Source organism: Bradyrhizobium sp. McL0616 (assembly GCF_049993385.1).
GTDB lineage: Bacteria > Pseudomonadota > Alphaproteobacteria > Rhizobiales > Xanthobacteraceae > Bradyrhizobium.
Genome location: NZ_CP188255.1, coordinates 5,644,028 through 5,660,262, shown reverse-complemented (window position 1 = coordinate 5,660,262; position 16,235 = coordinate 5,644,028). Strand labels below are relative to the sequence as shown.

At 55.5% G+C, this 16,235-nt stretch carries 9 protein-coding genes; 8 read left to right on the top strand and 1 reads right to left on the bottom strand.

Going from position 1 to position 16,235, the window contains the following annotated elements; all coding sequences use genetic code 11:
• The first annotated feature begins 187 nt into the window (after window positions 1–187).
• The 7 genes from ACPPVR_RS27685 to ACPPVR_RS27655 all read left to right on the top strand — a co-directional run bounded on the left by ACPPVR_RS27685 (window position 188) and on the right by ACPPVR_RS27655 (window position 12,321).
• A complete protein-coding gene (locus ACPPVR_RS27685; protein ID WP_426609727.1) occupies window positions 188–1,573 on the top strand; it encodes an O-antigen ligase family protein in 1,386 nt (461 codons plus the stop codon).
• Window positions 1,574–1,623: 50 nt separating this feature from the next.
• Window positions 1,624–2,772 (top strand): acyltransferase family protein, encoded by a 1,149-nt coding sequence (locus tag ACPPVR_RS27680; RefSeq protein WP_426609726.1) that lies wholly within the window; start codon window positions 1,624–1,626, stop codon window positions 2,770–2,772.
• 382 nt (window positions 2,773–3,154) lie between these two features.
• Window positions 3,155–5,926, top strand: a complete 2,772-nt coding sequence (locus tag ACPPVR_RS27675; RefSeq protein WP_426609725.1) for a GMC oxidoreductase — start codon at window positions 3,155–3,157, stop codon at window positions 5,924–5,926.
• 608 nt (window positions 5,927–6,534) lie between these two features.
• Entirely contained in the window at window positions 6,535–7,143 is a 609-nt protein-coding gene (locus ACPPVR_RS27670; RefSeq protein ID WP_426609724.1) for a YqaJ viral recombinase family protein, read from the top strand.
• 98 nt (window positions 7,144–7,241) lie between these two features.
• Window positions 7,242–8,165, top strand: a complete 924-nt coding sequence (locus tag ACPPVR_RS27665) for a hypothetical protein (protein ID WP_426609723.1) — start codon at window positions 7,242–7,244, stop codon at window positions 8,163–8,165.
• A complete protein-coding gene (locus ACPPVR_RS27660) occupies window positions 8,105–10,084 on the top strand; it encodes a hypothetical protein (RefSeq protein ID WP_426616200.1) in 1,980 nt (659 codons plus the stop codon). The genes ACPPVR_RS27665 and ACPPVR_RS27660 overlap by 61 nt, the downstream gene beginning before the upstream one ends.
• Before the next feature lie 134 nt (window positions 10,085–10,218).
• The gene (locus ACPPVR_RS27655) at window positions 10,219–12,321 is read left to right on the top strand and encodes a caspase family protein (protein ID WP_426609722.1); all 2,103 of its coding nucleotides are present in this window, start codon (window positions 10,219–10,221) and stop codon (window positions 12,319–12,321) included.
• Here the strand turns inward: ACPPVR_RS27655 and ACPPVR_RS27650 are convergent.
• Entirely contained in the window at window positions 12,260–13,693 is a 1,434-nt protein-coding gene (locus ACPPVR_RS27650; protein WP_426609721.1) for an HlyD family type I secretion periplasmic adaptor subunit, read from the bottom strand. The two genes, ACPPVR_RS27655 and ACPPVR_RS27650, sit on opposite strands and share 62 nt — an antisense overlap.
• A gap of 227 nt (window positions 13,694–13,920) precedes the next feature.
• Here ACPPVR_RS27650 and ACPPVR_RS27645 point away from each other — a divergent pair, with 227 nt between their 5' ends.
• On the top strand, window positions 13,921–16,062 hold the full coding sequence (locus ACPPVR_RS27645; RefSeq protein WP_426609720.1) for a type I secretion system permease/ATPase: 2,142 nt from the start codon (window positions 13,921–13,923) through the stop codon (window positions 16,060–16,062).
• The last annotated feature ends 173 nt before the right edge of the window (window positions 16,063–16,235 follow it).

Below are 16,235 nucleotides of genomic sequence, written 5' to 3'. Positions count from 1 at the left end.
GGCCGCAGGGCTCTCCAATTCGCGGACGGTATTCCGGAGGCCGACGCAATGCGAAGTAATTAACTGTCGCAGCGGAATCTCTTATTGCACCGGAGAGGTGAGTGTGTAAACTCCGCACTTAATCCCAAATAGATTTTGTGTCAGTTTAACCTTACGGTGGCAAATTGCACGGGAGAAAGAACGGCCCGTGAAATGGATTACTTTATTTTGTCTTGTGGCGTCCGCAATCGCCCTTTCTGCATGGCTGCGCCGCTATCCTAATCAAACCTCCAGAATTTGGGTGGTTGTGGGATGTTTGCCCCTCGTAATGAGCGCATTTCATTCGTACATTGGTATCATTTCTTGGCCTGAATGGCCTGGTTACGCCAAGGGAATGGAGTTTTCTGTTCTCGATGTGCTCGTTATAGCTCTCTTTATCAGTTTGCGCGGACGGCATCATCGCCTTCCTTTTCGGATATCGATGGCGCTCTATCTTTTTGCGACTTTGCTATCAATGGTTGACGCCGAGCAGCCGATCGCCGTGTTTTTCTACGTATGGCAAATAGCGCGAATGTTTCTGCTTTATGCTGTTGTCACGCAAGCCTGCAAGGAGCCGCGCGTTGCGCGTGCGATCTTGAACGGTATGGCTGTTGGCTTGATCTTGGAAGCGTGCATCACGATTTGGCAGCGATTTGGAGAGGGGGTGGTTCAAGCGAGCGGAACTTTCATCCACCAGAACTCTCTAGGTTTGGTGTCGCATTTCATTGTTTTTCCCTTCTTCGCGCTGTTGTTGGCTGGCCGGGGTGGCTGGCTTCCTTTTGTGGTTGTATTGTCCGGCGTAGTCGTAGAGGTCCTGACGACCTCGCGTGCTACCGTCGGTCTTGCTGGTGTTGGATTTGCAATGGTTTTCGTACTCTCCGCTTTGCGGCAATGGAAGCCTAGGAAAGGCTTGGTTCTGCTAGGGGCGTTGGCGATACTCGCGTTAGTTTTGCCATTCGTATCGTCGTCATTTGAGCAACGCTTTTCGAAACAAAGCTCTGCGGCTGATCCTGCCGGTGAAGAGGTGTACGATGAGCGGGCTGCTTACGTAAAGGCGGCGCGGTTGATGCTTTCTGATTACCCGTTGGGAGTCGGAGCCAACCACTTCGTTCTGATCGCCAACACTAAGGGCTACGACGATTTGGCAGGCGTCTCCAACGCATACACGAGCCGTATTGGCAACGTTCACAACATCTATTGGTTAGCCGCTGCTGAAACAGGTTATCTCGGGGTAATTGCTCTTGTGATACTCTTTCTCCAATCTTCAGCAGTCGCATTTCGGGGGGGGTTCGCCTATGGCGCAGATGAGAGGGGCGATATCATGATGGGGCTTGGAGTGGGGTTAGTAATCGTCTGCCTCCATTCCTACGTGGAGTGGATCCTGATTACCTACCAATCCCAATATATGCTCGCGCTGAATCTGGGATTGATAGGTGGGTTTGCGCGCCAACTGCAGGTTTCACATCGATCCCATTCTCTGGCCGGCGTTCCGCATTTCAACCCGCAAATAGCATCTACACTACACCGCACTGGCTCTCGCCACATCACATCCTAGCCTGTTCCCCAGGAATACGCTTTTCCCACTGCTGAATTTTCACTCAACCAATGTTGAAGTTGATGGATACTTGGCGAAATCCCCGCCTGACGGGTCGAATCCTTGAGCTTGACGGGATCAGAGGACTTGCGATTCTACTTGTTCTCATTTGGCATTACTTGGTTAATTCGGTTCAGGACATTGCCCATGGCTCATGGCAAGCCTATGTGCTTTTCCCTCTGAGAATTACATGGAGCGGCGTCGACCTTTTTTTTGTTCTTTCTGGTTTTTTAATCGGAGGAATTTTAATTGATGAAAAATATTCAAAAAACTACTATCGCACATTTTATTGGCGCCGAATTTATCGGATCTTCCCGCTCTATTTCTTGTGGCTTTCGGCCTTTCTTGCTGGTCTGTATTTAGTCAAGAGCAATGAAGGGGGGGCGCTTCAAGAGATATTCAATGCTGAGTTGCCGGTTTGGTCATACGCATTGTTTCTTCAAAATTCAATGATGGCTTGGTACCAGTCGTTTGGGCCAAAGTGGATGGGAATTACGTGGTCCCTTGCGGTTGAAGAGCAATTCTATCTCCTTCTCCCCTTCTTAGTTCGAAATTTGACCCACCGTGGGATTTTCTGGCTGGCATTGAGTTCGATTCTCCTCGCACCGGCCGTCAGATCTATTCTGTGGGCTTTTGGAAATGAATTTTTTGGGCCATACGTGTTGTTGCCTTCTCGCGCAGACAATTTTGGTTTCGGCATTCTCGTCGCGCTGGTCTGCCGCAACGAGCGGCTTTGGTATTGGTTTGCAGCTCGCCGATTACATATTTATGTGTGCCTGCTGATTTTAGGAGGCGGATTCGTTTTCTTAATGAAGCACGAGACGATCCTTTATACGATTGGATTGACCTGGATTGCCATTTTTTATGCTTTGCTTTTGCTGCTTACAGTCTTAAACCTTGGCGGAGTTGAAGGGGCGGTCTTCAAAAATCAGATCTTAGTGAAACTCGGAACATTGGCTTACGGCATTTACATTGTCCACGAGGGGGTCCGTGCGCTACTTCGCTTCGCGGTCTTGGGCGGAGAAACCAGTGTGAGCAATGTTCTGTCGCTTTCTTTGTCAGCTCTTTCCTTCATCATTGTGTTTGCGTTCGCAATGTTATCCTGGCGGTTCATGGAGAGACCTCTGATTCGGAGGGCCCAATCCCTGTATCGATATTGACGTAACCTCTGAAATGCCTGGTAGTTGCCGTCGACCTATTACTGCGACGACGTCGAGACCGGCAATCGCGCTTCAAAAGCCACGACGACGATCACGCGCTCGTCTCCTCCCGCAATCCCTGGCTACCCCCGACGGTGGTGGGTGGCCGCTGCTCTCCGCACGGGCAAAACCGGCTAGCAAATTTTGACCCTTCGAGCGTCGGGTTTTGGTTTTGGCGTCGTCTCGAGGACTACGGCGGCGCTTGGGGCTAACGTCGTGGAACTGTTGGACTCATTGTATCGAGGATGGACGCACCGACGGATCAGTCAGAGCACGGGCTGCGGTCGCTCTGGCATGCTCAGATTCGATCGGCTAGTCTATTGGCTTTGCTGTGTGTGGTACCATGAAAGTCTTTGATTTAGATTTGTTATGCGATGATGCTCTAATCGAAACTGATTTGTGTATCGTCGGCAGCGGCCCGGCGGGATTATCCATAGCAAACGAATTCGCGAATCTGGGCACCAAGATTTTGCTCTTGGAGGGCGGCGGTTTTGACGAGGAGCCGGAATCTCACTCACTATACACGATAGAATGCGTCGGCGGGCCACGAAAGGTAGATCAAAGCGCCATTCGTTCACGCGGGCTTGGAGGTAGCTCGCGTATCTGGACCGGTCGTTGCGCTCCCTTTGACGCGCTAGATTTCGAACCGCGGCCTTGGATTGCTCATTCGGGATGGCCTTTCTCGCTGGTCGACATACAACCCTATCTAGAGCGGGCTGGAACAAATCTAGGCCTCGGGCCGAATCGTTACGATGAGAGCTTGTGGTCCGAATTCCGCGTAAGTCGCCCGCTCCCGCCTCTCAATGAGAGGCCGCTCAAGCCAATGTTTTGGCAATTTAGCCGGAGCCCTCGTGACCAGAAAATCTCGGTTGATTTTGGTCGAGACCTCACGAATGTCCGATCGGACAACATCCAGATTTTGGTTCACGCCAATCTGACCCACATCAACACAAGTCCCGATGGAGGGCGGTTTGAATCGGCTGACGTTAGAACGTTGCGCGGCAAGCAGGCGAGAATCCGATCGAGGGCTCTCGTTCTATGCTGTGGAGGAATAGAGAACGCGAGGCTCCTCCTTTCGTCCAACCGATCCGCTGCTCACGGTCTTGGCAATCAGAATGATCTGGTCGGCCGGTTTTTAATGGATCATACGGATTGCAGAATTTGGGATCTTGGTGAAGATAGCGCGCAAAGGCTGCTTTCTAGATTTGGCACATATTGGTTAGACAACGAGCGGGCTCGGCATGTGTTCCTGCACGGTCTTGGGCTGAGCCGAGAACTTCAACAAGAAGAGCGGCTGCTAAACTGTCACGCGTACATCGACCAATTTGGGCTTGCTGAAGACGATCCGTGGTCAGCGATACAGCGACTTGTGCCCGCATTGCGGTCACGAAGATTGTCTGAAAATACCCGCCGAGACGCGCAGCAGGTCCTGCGGAGCTTCGGGGAAATCTCCCGAGGACTCTACAGGCGCAGCTTTGCGCATCGACCGCAGAGGGTGAGAGCTCAGCGCTATGAACTGCATTTCATCTTGGAGCAAAAGCCGGACCCTGCAAGCCGCATCACTCTGAGCACGGAAAACAGAGACGCCCTCGGAATGCCGCTGGCCAAAATAGATTGGAAAATCAGCGATCTGGAAAGGCAAACTGCCAAGCGAATGAGCCTGCTCTTGCATGACGAATTCCGTCGCCTGGACCTACCCGCGCTAGATGTCCCGCATTGGCTTGATGATCTAGGCGAATGGGTTTCGCGCTGCACAGAGAAGGCTCACCCCACTGGGACTACACGTATGGCTGTCAGTGCGAAGGAAGGCGTGGTGAACGAGAACTGCCAAGTGCATGGGGTGGAGGGGCTTTTTGTTGCGGGTAGTTCGGTGTTCCCGACCTCGGGCGCGGCTAACCCAACGTTAATGATCGTAGCCATGAGCCTTCGATTGGCAGACTGGTTGAAGTCTAATTACTTTGCAGTATCGTCAGAGCGTCCGGAGAAAGTTGAATTTCCCTCTCTATCATTCATGTACCAGAAAACCCGTCGGGAGACCGAAAGTTCAACTGTTATCAAAATAGGTCTTGTAGGAACAGGGCGGCGCATTCGGGAAATTTATCTCCCCATACTGGAACAGATGTCTTCCCGATATCAGATTGCTGGCTTTGCGACGGGGTCCGCTGAAGGATCGAGAAGGTTCGAGAGCCAAACTGGGATCAAATCGTTTGCAAGCGCTCAAGAGCTCGCCGATCAGAAAGAGCCTGATCTTTTGGTCGTGGCCGTTCCGGACCGTCGCACGGAGGCGACTGTTGACGGTCTCCTCGACCACGGCATTCCATTACTGGTGGAGACGCCGCTGGCCTGGTCTGCAGCTGGCGTTCGCAAACTAATCGCGAAGGCGGCGATGAAAAAGGTCACAATTGGCGTGGCCGAGCAATTCCCGTTCCTGCCGCTCGAACAATTCAGAAAAACGCTCCTTGAGTTAGGCGTTTTCGGCAATGTGTTTGCGGCATTCAATGATTTTCACTCCTATAGCTATCATGGCATCGCGCAGCTTCGTCGATATCTAAAGGGAAATCCGACCAAAGTGCGCAATGAGGAATTCCATTTTGAGAACGGTGTGAGGTGGCAATCTGGTTCGGTCATTTTCACCGACGGGGCTCGGCTTCAGCACAACTATGCCGTTCTTGGTCAGGCGCTCCATTCGTCTGTGCACTTTCACGGAACGGCGGGAAGCATGTCTGACGAGGTCATCACGGTATGCGATAGCGCGTCCGGAGAAAGCCAGACCGCGTCGTTGGTGAGGAATTGCGATTCATCAGGGCGTCTAGTTTCGATTTCCGCAAGCCTGCCCAAAATCGGTGAAGTCCGATGGTCGAACCGATTTGCAGAATTCAATTTCTCGGACGAGCAGATTGCAGTCGCGACTTTGCTGGACGGCATGGCTGCGGCCGTTCGGAAGGGCATCAGACCTCTTTATACTGCGGACGAATCTCTTTTGGACATTGAGATAGTACAGGCACTTCGATACGGCTCCGTTCATGGGCGTGTGATCCGGCTGCCTCTGCAAGAGAATGTACAGAAAGCGCTCGCGCTAGCGGGCAGAGTTCTGCGAAGAAGGTTGAGCAGTTGATCTGCCATCATGCTTCAGGCAACGGCAACACGGCAACAGACGCTGCCGGCAATACGAGCGCGTCATCGTTGCCGCTTGATCCGGTCAAAGCGTTGCCAGAACACACGGGAGAGGACTTACGATCGCCTTCTTCAGCCCGGGATGGTTCCTTTCTGTCGAGAGACTGCACGAACTCGTGCCTGAACAGCAAAGGCAGAGGCGGGTCGTAACACCTGCTATTTCCTCAACCGCACGCCTGGCCCGCCGCCATTTCTTCCGATGAATTGAATGCCGGCCTCCTGCAGGGCCTGCTGAAGCGAGAAAACGGCTTCCCGCGAGACGTCGCGTCTCGACTTTTCAAAATCAACGATTGTTGAGAGCCCGAGGCCCGCGAGCTCGGCGAACGCTGGCTGCGTGATATCGAGCAGCGCGCGCGCGGCGCGACATTGCCCCGGGGTGATTGGATAGAGCCTTAAAATGTTGATACTACACGATGCCGCCCCAGCAGTCCCCCACTCCTATCTCAAATGCATGGCCGGAGGCTACACGATGTCAATAATTCAAAAGAAACAAACATTTAAGCATGATCGGCGCCATTTTTTATCGGCGGGTCAGACGCCCGGGTCATCATGGGCAAGGATGAGAAGTCCCTGCTGCGGCTCTGGAAAGAGAAGCGCGGCGAGACCCCGGAAGTTGATCTTTCGGGCGAGTTAGTTGTCCAGCCGGGGCTGGTCACCGAAGATCTCAATCGATGCTGGTATGAGCGCAATGCCGGCTACCATGTCGTCAGTGTTCAGAGCCATGTCATGCATCGGTCGATTCCGTGGATGGCGGCTACCCTGGACGGCCTTGTCAAGGAGACAGGCGCGGTCTTCGAAGCCAAGTTCATGCTTCCCTGGTCGTTCTCGGAAGAAGCAGCGGCTGAGAAACACATGGCCCAGCTCCAGCACAACATGCTGGTCGCCAACACCAGCAAATCCGTGCTGTCGATCATCAACGGCGGCGGCAAATGGGTGGAGCTCTCGATCGAGGCCGATCCGATTTACCAGACCGTGCTGATTGCCGCGGAGAAGGCGTTTTGGCAGGCGGTCAAGAATGGAGAGCCTCCGACGCTGTTCGACTGTGAGCCTCCCAAGCCCCGGATCGAGGCCGTTCGCGTAGTCGACATGGGACCCTCGAACTCCTGGGCGGAATTCGCCTCCCTCTATCTCGGGACACGCAACGCCCACCTCGACTGAACGACGGTGGCGTTGCGACCTATAGCGGCGGCTCTGGCACCGGCGCGCTGACCTTCAGCTACACGGTGGCGGCAGGGCAGAACACGTCCGATTTGGCGGTGACGGCGGTCAACCTCAACTCGGCGACAGTCAAGGACGGCGCGGGCAATGCGGCGAACCTGACCGGCGCGGTGACGAACCCGTCCGGCACGCTGCAGATCGACACCACGGCACCCGTGGTCAGCACGATTTCAGAAACGCCCTCGACAGGTGCACTCAATGCGGGCAGGATCGTCGCCTACACCATCACGATGAGCGAAGTGGTGGTGGTCAACACCACTGGCGGCACTCCGACACTGTCGTTGAACGATGGTGGCACTGCTACCTATGTTGGTGGTTCGGGCACCAACGCGCTGACGTTCAGCTATACTGTATTGGCGGGTCAGAATACCCCCGACCTTATGGTGTCGGCCTTCAACTTGAACGGCGCCGGCATCGCTGACGGCGCGGGCAATTTGGCTAATCTGTCGCTGACAGGCATCGCTCAAGGCAGCCCCTCGATCGACACCACCGCACCGACGGTGTCGTCGGTGTCGACCTCGGGTACTGGAATCACGTCGGGCAGCGGTACGATCAGAACGGGCAGCGTGGTGACGCTGACTCTGAACCTGAGCGAGGCGGTAACGGTTGCCGGCGGGACGCCGACGCTGACGTTGAACGACGGCGGCGTTGCGACCTATACTGGCGGCTCTGGCACCGGTGCGCTGACCTTCAGCTATACTGTCGGATCAAGCGATAGCACTGTCTCAGCGCTCGCAATAACCCAAATGGTCGCAAACGGCGCGACGATCAGGGACACGGCGGGAAACTCGGCCGATCTATCAGGCGCATTGACAACTTTTCCGAACCTCAACGTCGATACGAGTGTCGTGATTGAGGCCTACGGCTCGACCAACCTGCTGGTGCGGGGGGGACCTATTACCTGCAGAACATCAGCACTGGCCTCGGTACTTTTCTGTCTATCTCCGGTGCGAATGTTCTGACGACAAGCATTCCGGGATGGGTTGCGATTGGAGCTGAACAAACTGCAACCGGCTACGACGTTGCCTGGAGGTACGGCTCGGCGAACACTTATGCAGTGTGGAGCACTGATAGCAGCGGTCGATATCTTTCAACTCTGCTCGACAGCGTGCCGGGAACGAACGCATCGCTGGAGGCGCTGGAAACCACATTCCACCAAGATCTCAATGGTGATGGTACGATCGGTGTTCCCGTCATTACGGGCACCACGATTGAGGCCAGTGGCTCGACCAAATTGGTGGTGAGCGGAAACAGTTACTATCTGCAGAGCATAAGCACCGGCGTAGGCCCCATTCTGTCCCTGTCGGGCACGAATCTCTTGACGACAAGCATTCCGGGATGGGTTGCGATTGGAGCCGAACAAACTGCAACCGGCTACGACGTTGCCTGGAGGTACGGCTCGGCGAACACTTATGCAGTGTGGAGCACCAATAGCAGCGGTCGATATCTTTCCACTCTGCTCGACAGCGTGTCGGGGACGAACGCATCGCTGGAGGCTTTGGAAACCACTTTCCAGCAAGATCTCAATGGTGATGGTACGATCAGTGTTCCCGCCGTTACGGGCACCACGATTGAGGCCAGTGGCTCGACCAAATTGGTGGTGAGCGGAAACTACTACTATCTGCAGAACATAAGCACCGGCGTAGGCCCCATTCTGTCCCTGTCAGGCACGAATCTTTCGACGACAAGCATTCCGGGATGGGTAGTGATCGGAGCCGAACAAACTGCAACCGGCTACGACGTTGCCTGGAGGTACGGCTCGGCGAACAATTATGCAGTGTGGAGTACCGATAGCAGCGGTCGATATCTTTCCACTCTGCTCGACAGCGTGCCGGGAACGAACGCATCGCTGGAGGCGCTGGAAACCACGTTCCACCAAGATCTCAATGGTGATGGTACGATCGGTGTTCCCGCCGTTGCAAGCACCACGATTGAGGCGAGTGGCTCGACCAAATTGGTGGTGAGCGGAGACTACTACTATCTGCAGAGCATAAGCACCGGCGTAGGCCCCATTCTGTCCCTGCCGGGCACGAATCTTTCGACGACAAGCATTCCGGGATGGGTTGCGATTGGAGCCGAACAAACTGCAACCGGCTACGACGTTGCCTGGAGGTACGGCTCGGCGAACACTTATGCAGTGTGGAGCACCGATAGCAGCGGTCGATATCTTTCCACTCTGCTCGACAGCGTGCCGGGAACGAACGCATCGCTGGAGGCGCTGGAAAGCTCCTTCCACCAAGATCTCAATGGCGATGGAGTGATCGTCCTATCCGGCAGCGGGACAATCATCAACGCGAACTCGTTGATCGTCGGCGGCGGCGCAAGCGTGGAGCTTGTTGGAGCCTATTCCGGCACCATTAGCTTCGCGGGAGCAACCGGTACGCTTGTGATCGACCAATCGACGAAATTTAGTGGCACTCTGAGCGGTCAGCTTACCACGACCAATTTCATCGATCTGCGCGACGTCACTGCCGGTGCCAGCGCGACCGTCAGCTATTCCGGGAACAACTCACCTGGGAATCTCAACGTGAGCGACGGGACCAATACCGCGCACGTCGCTCTTAGTGGCAACTATTCCCTGGGTAACTTCATCCTATCAAGCGATGGCAACGGCGGCACAATGCTTGTCGATCCGCCACTTTCCACGAATCAGGGTAGCGAAGTCCTGGCGAGTAGTTCGGATACAGCGTCGTCTTGGGATTCGATCGACGCCAAACTCGCTTTGTGGTCGCAACACAACGCATCGGCATTCCCATCTTCGCCATTCGATGCCGGCTTGTCGGGGACGACTGGGATTTCTGAGATTGGTGGTGTCAATCCGGCCTTCCAGCTCGCGACGTCGGCAACTACGCAGCAGCATTATCAAAGCGCTTTGTCGTAAAGTGCTGTACGTCATCAGAGTGATGTCCGACGTTCGGATCAGCCTGCTGGTTTTCTCCGCGATCTGACGGTGTGCTTGCGGTCGGCTGCATTTAAAGCAATGCTTAGGCCTGTTCGAAATTTGAGCAAAAGAATATGCGCTCATACCTGAAGGTATTGTTTTTATTGAGTTTTCTTATTCTCGTTGGTTCGCCCCCCACAGGTGCGGCAGCGTCTCAGACGCGCTTGGCTCTTATCGTTGGTAACGCATCTTACGAGGCCCATCGGCTTGCCACGCCGGCAAACGACGCTGAACTGATCTCTGGAACGCTACAGGCCGCGGGATTTGAGGTCATTCACGCTCGCGATTTAAACCAAGACGCACTACGTCAGCAGTTCAGCGAATTTTTGGAGATCGTCGGAAAGGCGGGACCGGATTCCATCGCCCTCGTATACTTTGCTGGGTATGGCTTGCAGCTCGAAGGCGAGAATTATCTCCTGCCAGTCGACGCAAGAATTGCCGTAGCCTCAGATGTGCCTCGCTATGGGTTGCGGCTTTCCGATCTCTCGCACAAGCTTGCCGCGCTTCGACCGAAAGCGGCGATCATGATTCTCGACGCAGCCCGGCAGAGTCCGTTTGTTCTTGACGGTGCGCCGCCTGCCGCCGGGCTCGCCTGGCTCGAGCCCGAGGCCAACTCCTTGGTTGCATTTAACGCGGCGCCCGGCATGTTCTCGCCTGACGCCACAAACGGCTATGGCCCCTACGCAAGGGCACTCGCTGAAATGATCAATGAGGCGGGCCTTGCGTTGCCTGAAATTTTCATTCGCGCTCGTTTGCGGGTCCATGAATTGACAAAGGGGGAGCAGGTGCCGTGGCACAGCTCGAGCATCGAGAGTCAGCTTGTGCTGGTCGAACGTCCGTTTGATCCAGTGCAGCGGGCCCATTCGCTCGAGCGTGTGGCATGGTTGCGTTCGCAGCGAATGGCTGATCTTGGCCCGCAAGAAGCTTACCTCGCAGCCTTGATACGCGACACTTTCGATGCTTACGCTGATTTCCTTGCGGACCATGGCCATGATCTACTTGGCAAGCGGGTTCTGGCGATGCTCGCAGCGCGGCGCGAGGCGATTACCTGGCGGCGGACTTGCCAAGTAGAAACGCCAGATGCCTACTGGACCTATCTGGAGCGATATCCGAACGGTGCCCATGGACCAGAGGCCCGTCGTCATCTTGAGAAGCTGGCGGCGTCGACTGAGTTACCTGCCAAATTCAAGAGTATCGAATACGACATTCCTCCGCCGCTACCGGATGAGCTGTACTATGTTGGACAGCCCACGCTTTCCCTTGGCGATTCCGCATTCTTGCCCGAGCCGCGACCAGGGCTGCGCGACATCATCGGAGACCCCCCGGAGTTTCCTGTCCGGTCTGCGGCCGCTCCTTCCACCGCGAATCCTCCGCCGGAGGAGAGACCTGCATCGGTGCTGTCCCACCCCGTAGAGCCATCCTCCGTAGGAAAACGTGATGACTACCTTGATTTCGATACCGCTCAAATGAGGCCATCGATCGACGATCGCGCGGTAAAGGGGAAACTGCCGTCGGCTTCGGCGATCGGCGGTGTTCCGAATCTGGCTCAACCCGCGACCATTGCAGGGAAAGCAGAGTTAACCAGCGAGCCGTACACCAAGGATGTCGCGCCCGCGATACCACGGGCGCTCGGCTCTTCTGTTTCGACCAAGCTGCCCTTTTGGGCTAGTTTGGATCCGCTCCGCGCGGCGACTCCGATCGCGGGAGTCGATTCTCTTCCGGAGCCAGCGGCATTGCCGGCGTGGGCAAACCAGCAGCAGGTACCATCGGATCGGATCACGCCATCGGTCATCGAGCCATTATGGACCGGAGCCTTGACGGAGGCGGCCTCCGTTTTTCCAGTTCCCATGGGGCTCGCGTATAGGGGCCGAAGGTGGGTCATGCTATCGCCAGAAGCGACCATCCCACTGCCGCTTTCGCGACCGGGTAAGCTCGCGCGGTCCTTGGTGCTCAACCGGGCAAAGTTCTCTGTGCCGGCGTCATTGGGGCCGCAGACTATGCGACAAACTGTACCCCGCGCCGCCTCGACGGGGTCAGGGCAGCCGCCCCACGCCGCCGCCAGAGCAGTGGCTTTAAACCCGCGTCCCGCGAACCCTGCTCCGATTTCAAAGCCGGCTATCGCTCGCGCAGGCTCTCCTGCCGGTACTTCATCAGCGGTGACAACAGGTAACCGATAATCCGGCGCGACCCGGTTTTGATTTCGGCAGTTACAGCCATGCCGGGGGACAGATTCACAAGCTTGTCTTCAACTTTGATCTGAGGATCTTCGACTGAAATCCTCGCTACGTAGTTGAGCTCCTGGCCTTTGGGCTCGCTTGTTCCAGCGGCAGAGCCAGCCTGGGGCCGTTCATTGGGTCTGTCGCTCGAGTCCCGCGCTACCGAGTCAGAGGAGATCGTCCGTACCTTTCCCCTCAATAGCCCATACCTCGTGAAGTCGAACGTATCGACCTTGATCTCTACCGGGTCACCGGCGTGAATGAAGCCGATGTCGCGATTGTTGATCGTAGCTTCAATCTCGATCTGGCTGTCGCTCGGGACGATGATCATCAGGGTTTGGGCCGGCGTCACCACACCGCCGATCGTGTTGACCGCCGATTGCTGAACTGTGCCCGATACGGGGGCGGTCAGCAGTTGAAATTTGGCGCGTTGCTCCGCCTTGGAGAGGTCGGCCTCCAGGCCGCCAGCCTTGCGCTCGGCTTCGGTCAAGTCGGCCCATAAGGTTCTACGATGCTCGGCCCGGGTCTGGCTGCGAGTTTCTATCAAAGAGGCGATAGCGGCCTCAATCTCTTTGCCACGACTCTTCTGAACTAGCCTTTCTTGCTGGCTATCCGTCAACTGCTGCAACACCTCGAAGTACTGAAGTCTAGAGCCGTATTCGCTGAGGGACTTTCGAATGTTGACGCGTTCCTCGATCGTCGGAATGACGGCGTCGAGCTTGCGCACGGACGCCGAAATCGTCGCAAGTTCGGCCTCCTTCTGCGCCCGCTGACCGTCCAGCGAAGCGATCTTTGCTCGGTGTTCGGATACCAGAGCTACCAAGAACTGACGTTGCATTGCAGTAAGCGTCTTGCTGGCGCCTTCCGGGGGACGAAACGCGCCCAGCGGATCATCCGTGTCTGCGAGTGCAGCTCTTAAACGTGCAATGTCCAGCTGGGCAGATTGCAAGTCGCCGTTCAGGTGGTTGATCTCGCCCTCGTTGATGGTGCGATCGAGTTCGATCAGCGGCGCGCCAGCCGTGACCACCTGGCCATCGACTACCCTAATCGCGCGTACGACTCCTGTCTCAAAGGGTTGGATAACCTTGCTCCGACCGGTCGGTATGACCTTTCCGGTCGCTGTTGACACTATATCCACATGGCCAAAGACCGACCAGCCCAAGCCAAGCAAGAGCATCGCTACGATTGTCGTCACAACGGCCCGGCCAAGGGGCGAGGGGGGCGTCTCGACGATCTCCAGCGCAGCAGGCAGGAATTCTAGTTCTTCGGCGGCCAGCGACCTGCTCGGCGCCAGAAAGGGTATTATTTTTCTCGCTGGCTCCATCGATTCCATGCTCAAAATGGCGTTCAACCTCAGAAGGCGACGTACAACGCGTCAATAACGCCCTACTTTTGGCCGCAGACCGTAAATCTTCCCTTTGGTCGGGGATAAATTTGTCGAATATAAAGCGCCAAGCCCTTGCCCCATTCAGTTAATAAATCAAACGGTATCGCAACGCTATACTTGGGGGCTCGTTGCGGCGCCCCAGACGGTAAAATGGTAAGGATCGGGACAATTTAATGACGGATGGTTCGGAAATTCCTCTGCCGACTGACCCGGGCTTCGTGACACTGGCCATGCTCTTGCGGTTTCACGGGGTCAGCGCCAGCCCCGAACAGATTCGGCACCATTGCGGTACAGGAGCGATCGGCACTGCTGATATGGTCCGCTGTGCTAGGGAATTCGGCCTCAAGGCTCGTGAGTTGAAGGGAAATTGGGCACGGTTGCTGCGCACCCCCTTACCAGCCATCGCAGCGCTCAAAGACGGTAGTTTTCTTTTGCTTGGTAAGGTTGGCGACGACAAGATCGTTGCCCAATCCGCCAAAACCCCGCGCCCGGAATTGCTGACGAAGGCCGACTTCGAAGCGATTTGGGATGGACGCATCGTTTTGATGACGAGGCGGGCGGATCTGACGGCGCTGACACGTCGTTTCGATCTGACATGGTTCTTGGGTGCGATCCACAAATATCGTTACCAGCTGGGCGAAGTGCTCGTCGCATCTCTCTTCCTGCAACTGCTAGGTCTCGCATCGCCAATGCTTTTTCAGGCGGTCATTGACAAGGTCCTTGCGCATCGCAGTCTCAGTACACTTGACGTTCTTGCAATCGGCCTGATTGGAATAGGCCTGTTCGAAACCATCCTTAGTACTCTGCGAACTTATCTCTTCTCCCACGCAACCAATCGCATCGACGTCGAACTTGGAGCAAGACTGTTCCAGCACCTGCTTGCGCTGCCTACCGCTTACTTTCAAGCCCGCCGAGTTGGTGATTCCGTGGCAAGGGTGCGTGAGCTCGAAAGCATCCGAACGTTTCTCACGAGCTCTGCGCTAACCTTGGTTATCGACCTGCTTTTCACGCTGGTTTTTCTTGGCGTCATGTTTGTTTACTCGCCCTTGTTGACGGGCATCGTGATAGCGGGACTACCTGTTTACGTCGCAATTTCTGTTGGAACCACGCCGCGATTTCGACGACTGCTTGACGACAAGTTCAAACGCGGAGCTGAAAATCAGGCCTTCTTGGTCGAATGCGTCAATGGTGTTGATACTCTCAAAGCCATGGCCGTCGAGCCCCAGATGCAAAGGCGTTGGGAAGAGCAGCTCGCCGCTTACGTAGCTGCAAGCTTCAGAGTCCTGCGTTTGGGCAACACTGCCAGCAACAGCGTTCAGTTCGTAAATAAAGTGGTCATGGCAGGGATTTTGTATTTCGGCGCCCGCCTTGTCATCTCAGGCGAATTGACCGTCGGCGAATTGGTGGCTTTCAATATGCTTGCTGGACGAGTGAGCCAACCGGTCTTGCGCTTGGTTCAAATTTGGCAGGATTTCCATCAAGCCAAACTGTCCGTCGACCGTCTGGGAGATATCCTCAATACGACTCCGGAGCCGAGATTCAACCCAGCGCGCACAGCGTTGCCTTCGATCCGGGGAGACGTGGTTTTCGATAGCGTCGTCTTTCGGTATCGCATCGATGGACCAGAAGTCTTACACGGCGTCAGCTTCAAGGTCTCTGCGGGGCAGGTCATCGGTATTGTTGGCCCCTCTGGGTCGGGCAAGAGTACAGTTGCGAAACTCGTTCAGCGTCTGTTTATCCCCGAGAGTGGCCGCGTGCTCATTGACGGAGTTGATTTGTCAATGATTGACACTTCCTGGCTGCGGCGTCAGGTCGGTGCGGTCCTGCAAGAAAACGTGCTCTTCAACCAATCCATTCGCGCAAATATTGCGTTATCGGATCCAGGTATGCCTATCGAACAAATCGTAGAAGCGGCGACGCTCGCCGGGGCTCATGATTTCATATTGGAGCTGCCGGAAGGCTATGACACGGTCGTCGGCGAGCGCGGAGCCAGCCTGTCGGGTGGCCAGCGGCAGCGCATCGCAATAGCTCGAGCGCTCGTAACAAATCCTCGAATTCTGATCTTTGACGAAGCTACGAGCGCTCTGGACTACGAGAGCGAGCGCGTCATTCAAGACAACATGCGCAGAATAGCTCAAGGACGAACGGTATTCATTATCGCGCATCGTCTATCGACCGTTCGGCGCAGCGATCGAATATTCACTATCGAGCGCGGACGTTTGGTGGAAGACGGTACCCACGAAGAGCTACTGCGAACAGGCGGCCGATATGCGATGCTTCACCGCGTCCAGGCCGACATTCACGAAGTTCGGTAAGTCTAATGCGCTGCGACAATTGTCATGCTTTCCGCACATTTTAGACTTATCTTCAACACGTGATGATCTGCACGCTTTGATTGTATCGCGGGCATTTTATCGCGTAGGAAAAACCACCTTGAGGAAACTTGTTCCGGCATCTAAACACGACCGGATCCGTCGCTCCGATCTTA

What these genes read in the sequence shown, in the direction of transcription:
- ACPPVR_RS27680 (WP_426609726.1), top strand. Translation starts at nt 1,624, where the DNA reads ATGTTGAAGTTGATGGATACTTGGCGAAATCCCCGCCTGACGGGTCGA.
- ACPPVR_RS27675 (WP_426609725.1), top strand. Translation starts at nt 3,155, where the DNA reads ATGAAAGTCTTTGATTTAGATTTGTTATGCGATGATGCTCTAATCGAA.
- ACPPVR_RS27670 (WP_426609724.1), top strand. Translation starts at nt 6,535, where the DNA reads ATGGGCAAGGATGAGAAGTCCCTGCTGCGGCTCTGGAAAGAGAAGCGC.
- ACPPVR_RS27655 (WP_426609722.1), top strand. Translation starts at nt 10,219, where the DNA reads ATGCGCTCATACCTGAAGGTATTGTTTTTATTGAGTTTTCTTATTCTC.
- ACPPVR_RS27650 (WP_426609721.1), bottom strand. Translation starts at nt 13,693, where the DNA reads ATGGAATCGATGGAGCCAGCGAGAAAAATAATACCCTTTCTGGCGCCG.
- ACPPVR_RS27645 (WP_426609720.1), top strand. Translation starts at nt 13,921, where the DNA reads ATGACGGATGGTTCGGAAATTCCTCTGCCGACTGACCCGGGCTTCGTG.